The sequence below is a fragment of the Bradyrhizobium sp. P5_C11_2 genome, assembly GCF_054049755.1.
In genome coordinates this window covers 1-8,065 of the sequence record NZ_JBFULT010000350.1, presented here as the reverse complement: position 1 = coordinate 8,065, position 8,065 = coordinate 1, and the positions used below count along the sequence as shown (strand labels likewise).

Below are 8,065 nucleotides of genomic sequence, written 5' to 3'. Positions count from 1 at the left end.
TTACTACGGCGCCTTCGAGCGACAGATCGCGCTCGATGACGTGGAAGAGGACAAGGCCGAGGCCTCGTTTAAGAATGGCGTTCTGACGATCTCGCTGCCGAAGTCCGAGAACCCGCGGGCAGGCGTCAAGCGCATCGCTATCAACACACAGTAACGGCGATCACGGGCGGCGGCACGCCGCCGTCCGTTCCACTATTCCACCGTCCCGAAGAAAGGAGCGTAAGGGAGGCAACCGATGACCAACGCCAACACGAACACCGGCAAACTCGATCCCCTCTTCCACCCGGCCGCGCACTACGCGTCTCCGGACGACGTCCTGAACGATGCGGAGCTTTCCACACCGGAGAAGCGGATTATCCTCTCCTCCTGGGCGTCCGACATGTTTGCGGTCGAATCCTGTCCTGCGTTGCGCGAGATCCCAGGCATGGGACATCTCATCCGGCTCGCCGACATCCTGGCGGCGCTGCGCCGTCTCGACGGCGAGGACGACGATCCGCCCCGCCCGGGCGGCGTCCCGATGCGGCTGCGGCGGCCTTGGGCCGCCGCAGTGCGGAGGACACCATGATATTCACGCAAGCCGTACTCGGCATGGTGTTTCTCAGTCACGCCGCGGCGGCATGGGCAGTCCCCTTGGCGGTCTTCATGGGCGGAGCGGGTGTCCTGCGAACGCGCGGACTGATGTCCGAGGGTCACCCGTATCAGGAGCGATTCCTATGCTGATGACGAGTGAACGAAGGCCAGCGGTCCGGACGATGCGCGGCTGGGCGATCCACGTGCTCCAGGAATCCGGCGCTATCCGCGAGTGCGAGGAGCACCGCTGGATGCAGGACCGCGCCGATCCGCATGCCCAGGAGCGGGCCTTCAATATCGCCCGTGAAGATCCGCCAGCAGGCGTCTCCCCTGACGTAGCAGCGGCCGAAGTTTGCGACGTGCTGAACCCGATCGGTGATGCCTGTCCGGAATGTCCTCCTATTCGCAAAAAGCTCGACCGGACAAGAGTTGTTTCTGCGACGAGCAACGTCAATGCGAACATCCGAGGGCGCGCGCGTACAACAGCGCACGTCAGCGGCGGTTTGAATATTTCCGGACACGAAGGGCGACGAGGAAATTTTTCGCGAATGCGCCAGCGACAGTCAGGCATCGCGTCGAGGCTAGTCTGCTAATGTCGGCAGCAAATTCCCCAAGCGTTCGCTGCTGTTCACCAGCGTCTTATTCAACCATTATTCAACGAACGCGGCTGATGGCTACCTAAGTGCCTGAGTTTGCTGGCGCTCCCTAGGGGAATCGAACCCCTGTTTCAGCCTTGAGAGGGCCGCGTCCTAACCGCTAGACGAAGGGAGCGTGAGGGACACGACATAGCCGCGAATTTCGCCGACGGCAAGCCGGGATTGAGGGTTTCACCCCAGTCGTCCTGGCGAAGGCCAGGACCCATTACCCCGAATGCCAATGGTTAAGGCACATCGGAGTGCTGATCTCGTTCACGCAACGAAAACCTGTGGTTATGGGTCCTGGCCTTCGCCAGGACGACGGTGGAAATTTGGGCGAATACCCGGGCCCGGTTTACGGCTCATTGGCAAATTTCAGCTTGCCGGCCGGCTTCAAGGTGTGGGCGTCGAAGGTACGGATCTCGGTCATCCCGCCCACATCGAGCGTGATCACGAGCCGGTCGCCGGCGACCCCGGTCGCGACGATCCTGGCGCCCTTGGGCAGGGTGGCGGTGATGTCGCCCACCGGCTCCGCCGCCCTTCCCTCCGACTTGAAAAGGCGGTAGCCCACCGCGATCAGGACGGCGCAGATTGCCAGCGCCGTGGTCAACCCCGCGATCAGCATCATCCGCCGCACCCGCGCGAACAGCGCGGCCTGCTCGGGGCTCGGTTCGGGAACAACAGTTTCGGTCGTCATGGAAAACTCAGGTTCAGCGCAACGGTTGGAGGTCGTGGTCGGCGGCGACGAGGGCTCGGCCCGGCTCGACCGCGTGCTGGCGGCACGTCTGCCGGACCTGTCGCGATCAAGGCTGAAAACCCTGATTCTGGCGGGCGCGGTGAGCCTCAAGGCCGCCGCGGTCCGCGACCCCGCTTATCACGTCACCTCGGGCGATACGATCATAATCGACGTGCCGGAGGCGGCCCCGCCGGAGCCGAAAGGCGAGGATATCGCGCTCGATATCGTGTTCGAGGACGACGACATCATCGTCCTCAACAAGCCGAAGGGCCTGGTGGTGCATCCGGCCGCCGGGCACGAGACCGGCACGCTGGTCAATGCGCTGATCGCCCATTGCGGCACCTCGCTGTCCGGCATCGGCGGGGTGCGCCGGCCGGGCATCGTGCACCGGCTCGACAAGGACACCACCGGGCTGATGGTGGTCGCCAAGAACGACCTCGCCCACCAGTCCCTGACGGCGCAATTCGCCGACCACGGCCGCACCGGGCCGATGCGGCGCGGCTACATGGCCTTTGCCTGGGGCGTGCCGGGCCGCCATCGCGGCACCGTCGATGCGCCGATCGACCGCCACCCGTATGCGCGGGAGAAGATGGCGGTGCGCCAGAGCGGCCGCGAGGCGGTGACCCATTGGGAGATTTTGGAGAGTTTTGCCGGGCGCGACGGCAAGCCGATCGCGACGCTGCTGGCCTGCGAGCTCGAGACCGGGCGCACCCACCAGATCCGCGTCCATCTCGCCCATATCGACCATCCCCTGATGGGCGATGCCGTCTATGGCCCGCATTTCAAGACCAAGGCGAACCAGCTGGGCCCAGAGTCGCAAGCGGCTTTAACAGCCCTCGGGCGGCAGGCCCTGCACGCCTATCTGCTGGTATTGGAGCACCCGAGGACCGGAGAACTTCTGCACTGGGAGGCGCCTTTGCCGGAGGATTTGCTTCTCCTCCAGGGTGTCCTGAAAGCGGCGCAATGACGCAGCCCGCTTCAGAAAGGCTTTACATTACAAAAAGTTATAGCTGCCACACGGGGACGTGACGTCAGCAATCCTTCCCTAAATGACCCCTCATGGGGTATATTGCGCCTGCGTTGAAATGAGCAACGCGGAACATCGCAGCTACGACTGGCTTTAACCAAGCGGTCGTCTGCCTGGCCCGCCGCTATCGGGGGCCTGAACCTGTTTGGAGGGCGCACTATGGCCCGTACCGCTGCACTGCCGGTCCTCAATGGAGAATCCGGCCTCTCTCGCTACCTCGCCGAAATTCGCAAATTCCCGATGCTGGAACCCCAGCAGGAATACATGCTCGCCAAGCGTTGGCGCGAGCATGACGATCGCGACGCGGCGCACCAACTCGTCACCAGCCATCTCCGGCTCGTGGCCAAGATCGCCATGGGCTATCGCGGCTACGGCTTGCCGATCTCCGAGGTCGTCTCGGAAGGCAATGTCGGCCTGATGCAGGCGGTCAAGCGTTTCGAGCCCGAGAAGGGGTTCCGTCTCGCTACCTACGCCATGTGGTGGATCAAGGCGTCGATTCAAGAGTACATCCTGCGTTCCTGGTCGCTCGTGAAGATGGGCACCACCGCGAACCAGAAGAAGCTGTTCTTCAACCTGCGCAAGGCGAAGAGCAAGATCAACGCGCTGGACGAGGGCGATCTCCGCCCCGACCAGGTGAAGATCATTGCCAAGCGTCTCGGCGTCACCGCCCAGGACGTGATCGACATGAACCGCCGCCTCGGCGGCGACGCGTCGCTCAACGCTCCGATCCGCGATGACGGCGAGGCCGGCGAATGGCAGGACTGGCTGGTCGACAATACGCCCAACCAGGAAGCCATGATGGCGGAGCACGAGGAGTATGATCACCGCCGTGACGCGCTCAACGGCGCGATGGGCGTGCTCAACCCGCGCGAACGCCGCATCTTCGAGGCCCGTCGCCTCGCCGATGAGCCGATGACGCTGGAAGACCTTGCCGCCGAGTTCGGCGTGTCGCGCGAGCGCGTCCGCCAGATCGAGGTCCGCGCCTTCGAGAAGGTGCAGTCCGCGGTCAAGGGCACGATCGCAAGGGCGGAACAGGCCGCGCTGGAAGCCGCGCATTAAGCGCGGTTTCGACGGCGCCAGACATTGGCGGATCGAGAGAGACTTGAAAGCCGGCGGCAACGCCGGCTTTTTTGTTGGGTGGAGTGTGCCAAGCACTGGCTGCCCCTTCTCCCCTTGTGGGAGAAGGTGGCGCGAAGCGCCGGACGAGGGGCTGTCTCCGCGCATTCACCGCAGCAGATTTACGCGCGGAGAGAACCCCTCACCCGGCTGCGCTTTCGCCAGCCACCCTCTCCCACAACGGGAGAGGGTGCAGCGAGTTCGCGGAGACAGCGCGGCCGACGCTGCCGATTGAGACGGCCGTTACACTTCGCTCCCTGGCACCAGCGGAACCGAGCCTGCCTTGAACCCTTGTGGCCGTCAGCCGACCAAAAAATATCGGACCGACAACATCAAGCGGACGAACACGCACCGTGTCGATCATCCTGCAGTCCACCGTCGGCGGCTTCTCCGGCCAGTTCATGCGCAAGCTGCCGCTGGTCGAGCAGGCGATGCGCGAGCACGGGCTCGAGCCGTCAGAGTTCGTGATCTCCAAGGACAATGCGAGCACCGCGACGGTGCCGTTCGTAGGTCCCTTCTTCTATGATTACAGCGTGTTCTTCGGCGACGACCAGTTCACCGTCACCGAGCCGAACGACATGGTGTTCCTGGACTACTTCTTCAAACGCGTGTTGGCGGCAGACCGGCCGCCCGAGGTGCCGCGGCGGCCGGGATTGATCCGGCGCGTGTTCGGCTGGATGGCGCAGCCGGTCTGATTGCCGCGCATCGTCTTCACCTCGCCCCGCTTGCGGGGAGAGGTCGAATTTGCGCAAGGCTTGTCGCTGCACGTCGGCTGGTGTATGTGCTGCCGCCCCGGCGCAATACCGCRCCGCTTTGTTCACGCTCTCAAGGGAGGCGGCATGAAGTTGAGATCGACACGTTCCGACCGCCGCCCATCGCGGACCGGCGATCGCTCATGAGCTGAACGCCGCTTTGCGGCTGTTCTTCCATTCCTATCCAATCTGGTTACGAGGGGCGTGACGCAACACGGCGTCGCGCCGTGTCGTCATGTATTTGCGGTTCGTTACACCGCTCATCCACCCGCACAGCCGCGTGGAGAGCGGCTTCTTTCGCGCGTCCTGGTACATCCATCGGAACAACTGTCCCGACTGGATTCGGCAGGAGCTGGAGGACCAGTTCACCTGGTTCGGACAGCATCTGCCGATTCCCGGGCGCATCGCGCGGCACTTCAAGCGGCGCGACTCGATCTGGGGCATTTGCTGGTTCGATCCACGAGCCCGCGAGGCGGTCAGCCGCGCGCGTTACTGCGCCTGGCTACTCGAGGAGGGTGGCCTGCCGGTGCGTACGATCACAACCTCGCGCCAGCGTGAGGTCATCTGGCGCGATGCGCAYCAGATCGTCACGAAGCCTTCGGCCGACCTTCCCAAGGCCTTCCCTGAACGGAGAAGGCGCGCCCCATCGTCATTCCGGGCTCGCGCTGGCGCGCCCCGGAATGACGAGGCTACTCTCCCCAAATCCTTGCCAGCGTCGCGAGCCAGCAGCCCTCGCAATAGCGCGCGTCCTTGTAGTCGATCCAGTTGTGGGCATAGACGCGGTCGAGCGGGATGCCGTAGCGAGCGCGCAGGACCTGGACGAGGATTTTCCAGGCGGCGACCTGCGCCTCGGTCGGTCCGGCCGCGACATCGGGATAGTTGCCGGCGAACTCGACGCCGATCGAGTTGTCGCGCACGACCTGGCGGTACGTCGCCTTGTTGTCGATGAACTTGTTGTCGTTGCGATTGGCGCCGTCGCCATGGGTCGGCACGAGGTTCTCCGCGACCGCCCAATAGACCGTGCCGTCGGTCTCGACCCAGACCGTGACGCCGCGCCGGGTCGGATTCTTCGACTGCTCCTGCGCGCCGCCGCGCGCCGAGCCTGCCGGCCCCTCGGTCTGGTGCACGATGATGTTGCGCCAGGGTTTTGCGTTGCGGAGATCGCCCCACGGCGCGAGCCAGACCATTTTCAGGCCTGGAATGTCAGGCGTGCCGGCGCCGCGCGCGGCCTTGGCGAGTTCGGCATCCGTTGCGGCGGCGGGGGCGGTCAGGAAGAGAGCGGCGAGCACGGCCGCGAACAGGCGAGACATCATCATAAGGGTCCAACAGGGCCCCCAGCGTAGCAGGCTTCAGGCAAATGTGCGCGCGGCCTCGACCGAGCCGGCCGGCTCGGGCGCCAGCGGCGGCGCGGGATCGTAAACCGCAAAATCGTTCTTGCCGTTCTTCTTGGCGGCATAGAGCGCGTGGTCGGCATGCGCGATCAGCCGGTCCGGGAATTGGCCGATGCCGCGGTCCCACTCCGCCACGCCGATCGAGATCGCGATCGGAATGTCGTTGCCGGCGCAGGTCGCCGCATCCTGGCGGCAGACCTCGAGCACGCGGCGGGCGATCGCGGCCGCCTCGCGCAGGGAGGAGGACGGCAGCACCACGCAGAACTCGTCGCCACCGGTGCGGGCGAGCATGTCGCCCGGCCGGAGCCGGGTCTGTGCCATCAGGGTAAAGTGCCGGAGGCAGGCGTCGCCCGCGGCGTGCCCATGGGTATCGTTGATGGTCTTGAAGCCGTCGAGATCGATCACCAGCAGCGAGAACGGCTCGCCGCTGCGCTCCGAACGGGCGCACTCCTCGGTGAGGCGCTGCAACAGGTGGCGCCGGTTGGCGACGCCGGTGAGATCGTCGAGCAACGCGAGGTCGGCGACCTCGCCACGCAGCCGGTCCATCGCCATCAGCAGGAAGCCGAAATTGAGCGTCATCGACAGGAACAGCAGCCCCAGCACCATCACGGCATGGGTCTGGCCACCGGCAACCGCCGAGAAATCGTGGCCGAGCAGATTGCCCAGCGTACGCGCCAGGAAAATCCCGATGATGGTGAGGATGACGATACCGGACAGCCGCGCCCCCGGACTGACGCGGCCTTCCGGCGGCAACAGCAGGAGACGCAGCGACAGCACCAGCGGCAACGCCTGACCGAGCGTGTAGCTGAGCATGCGCAGCTGCATGTGCTCGAAGCCGACCATGAAGAACACGACACCGCTGAGGCTGAAGATCCCGGTCGCGATCATGACGCGCCAGGACACCGGCCGATCGTAGAAGCGCTGAATGCCCATGGCGGCCAGGCAGCTCGCCGCGATGATGCCGGCGGCCCCGATCAGAAGCGGTACGGGAGAGACCACGAACAGGCGGATCAACGCCGTCATCGCGCCGGCGGCGCCGACAAAGGCCGATGCCATCCAGAACCGCGCGGCCGCGAATTTCGGATAGGAGCGCGTCACGTAGGCCCAGATCAGGCCGAGCGCCAGGAAGTTGACGACGAAGACCGTCCAGAGTGTCGGGACATTCAGCATGGCGGCCGTAGCACGCGCAGCGTCCCGCGTCCCCTCTCTGGCAGCCGATCGTCCATGCCCATCCCCGTTTTCTTGCGGGGAACAATGCGCGGGTTGCGCTTAACGGAGTCTCACTGCGACCTTCGAAAGCTCGCCTTTGGTTTTGGATTGATGAACGGCGCGGCGATTATCGGATCGTTAGCCATGCCGCCGGCAGCCGCGTACGGACGCGTCGCGACACGCCGCAAGGCGGATTCACGGGCAAAGATCCCCCAAAAACGCATCTGAGCTGTGGATAACGTAATGACACAGATATGACAGCGCGGGGCAGGCGGGCGCGAATCTGCTGAGTTTACAATCGAGGATGTTGCGAGGCTGGCCCTCCGCCGAGCATCCCTCGTGTCGCGTTTAACCATGAACCCTTGAGAGGATACTATGGTCAAGAAAGCGAAGAAGGCGAAGAAGGCGAAGGCGAAAAAGGCCAAGAAGGCGAAGAAGAAGTAACGCAGCTTCTTTTTCTTTGCCCGGGTGGAGCCTCGCTCCGCCCGGGCATCGGGTCAGGTTGAGAGAGACTGAAGGCGGCGGGCGCGAGGCCCGCYTTTTTATTGGGTGGAAGTTTTCTCCCTCTCCCCGTTCTTACGGGGCCGCGACGAGCTTCGCTCGCGCTGAGAGGGTTGGGGTGAGGGGCT

At 64.5% G+C, this 8,065-nt stretch carries 8 protein-coding genes, 1 tRNA gene and 1 pseudogene; 6 read left to right on the top strand and 4 right to left on the bottom strand.

What is annotated here, in order from left to right:
• From ACXJL8_RS27115 to ACXJL8_RS27105, 3 genes and pseudogenes are all read left to right on the top strand, one after another.
• On the top strand, positions 1-154 hold a 154-nt coding region (locus tag ACXJL8_RS27115; protein ID WP_456685899.1), incomplete at its 5' end, for an Hsp20/alpha crystallin family protein.
• A gap of 81 nt (positions 155-235) precedes the next feature.
• Positions 236-565 carry a hypothetical protein gene (locus tag ACXJL8_RS27110; RefSeq protein WP_456622035.1) on the top strand — a complete coding sequence of 110 codons (330 nt, stop codon included), beginning with the start codon at positions 236-238 and terminating at the stop codon, positions 563-565.
• A 148-nt stretch (positions 566-713) separates the two neighbouring features.
• Positions 714-971, top strand: a pseudogene (locus ACXJL8_RS27105) (hypothetical protein); the annotation flags it as partial.
• A 295-nt stretch (positions 972-1,266) separates the two neighbouring features.
• Here the strand turns inward: ACXJL8_RS27105 and ACXJL8_RS27100 are convergent.
• Both ACXJL8_RS27100 and ACXJL8_RS27095 read right to left on the bottom strand, forming a co-directional pair.
• Positions 1,267-1,341 (bottom strand) — tRNA-Glu (locus ACXJL8_RS27100).
• Between the two features lie 219 nt (positions 1,342-1,560).
• Positions 1,561-1,902, bottom strand: a complete 342-nt coding sequence (locus ACXJL8_RS27095) for a hypothetical protein (RefSeq protein ID WP_456622034.1) — start codon at positions 1,900-1,902, stop codon at positions 1,561-1,563.
• On the opposite strand from ACXJL8_RS27095, the gene ACXJL8_RS27090 reads away from it, so the two are divergent.
• The 3 genes from ACXJL8_RS27090 to ACXJL8_RS27080 all read left to right on the top strand — a co-directional run bounded on the left by ACXJL8_RS27090 (position 1,901) and on the right by ACXJL8_RS27080 (position 4,779).
• Positions 1,901-2,908, top strand: a complete 1,008-nt coding sequence (locus ACXJL8_RS27090; protein ID WP_456622033.1) for an RluA family pseudouridine synthase — start codon at positions 1,901-1,903, stop codon at positions 2,906-2,908. The genes ACXJL8_RS27095 and ACXJL8_RS27090 overlap by 2 nt on opposite strands.
• Positions 2,909-3,127: 219 nt before the next feature.
• Positions 3,128-4,027, top strand: a complete 900-nt coding sequence (rpoH, locus tag ACXJL8_RS27085; RefSeq protein ID WP_456622032.1) for an RNA polymerase sigma factor RpoH — start codon at positions 3,128-3,130, stop codon at positions 4,025-4,027.
• Positions 4,028-4,437: 410 nt separating this feature from the next.
• A complete protein-coding gene (locus ACXJL8_RS27080) occupies positions 4,438-4,779 on the top strand; it encodes a hypothetical protein (RefSeq protein ID WP_456622031.1) in 342 nt (113 codons plus the stop codon).
• 746 nt (positions 4,780-5,525) lie between these two features.
• Here ACXJL8_RS27080 and ACXJL8_RS27075 read toward each other — a convergent pair.
• Both ACXJL8_RS27075 and ACXJL8_RS27070 read right to left on the bottom strand, forming a co-directional pair.
• Positions 5,526-6,152 (bottom strand): peptidoglycan recognition protein family protein, encoded by a 627-nt coding sequence (locus ACXJL8_RS27075; RefSeq protein ID WP_456622030.1) that lies wholly within the window; start codon positions 6,150-6,152, stop codon positions 5,526-5,528.
• A 33-nt stretch (positions 6,153-6,185) separates the two neighbouring features.
• Positions 6,186-7,397, bottom strand: coding sequence for a GGDEF domain-containing protein (locus ACXJL8_RS27070; protein WP_456622029.1), 1,212 nt, complete (start codon positions 7,395-7,397; stop codon positions 6,186-6,188).
• Positions 7,398-8,065 lie beyond the last annotated feature (668 nt).

What these genes read in the sequence shown, in the direction of transcription:
- ACXJL8_RS27075 (WP_456622030.1), bottom strand. Translation starts at nt 6,152, where the DNA reads ATGATGATGTCTCGCCTGTTCGCGGCCGTGCTCGCCGCTCTCTTCCTG.
- rpoH (WP_456622032.1), top strand. Translation starts at nt 3,128, where the DNA reads ATGGCCCGTACCGCTGCACTGCCGGTCCTCAATGGAGAATCCGGCCTC.
- ACXJL8_RS27110 (WP_456622035.1), top strand. Translation starts at nt 236, where the DNA reads ATGACCAACGCCAACACGAACACCGGCAAACTCGATCCCCTCTTCCAC.
- ACXJL8_RS27095 (WP_456622034.1), bottom strand. Translation starts at nt 1,902, where the DNA reads ATGACGACCGAAACTGTTGTTCCCGAACCGAGCCCCGAGCAGGCCGCG.
- ACXJL8_RS27070 (WP_456622029.1), bottom strand. Translation starts at nt 7,397, where the DNA reads ATGCTGAATGTCCCGACACTCTGGACGGTCTTCGTCGTCAACTTCCTG.
- ACXJL8_RS27090 (WP_456622033.1), top strand. Translation starts at nt 1,901, where the DNA reads ATGGAAAACTCAGGTTCAGCGCAACGGTTGGAGGTCGTGGTCGGCGGC.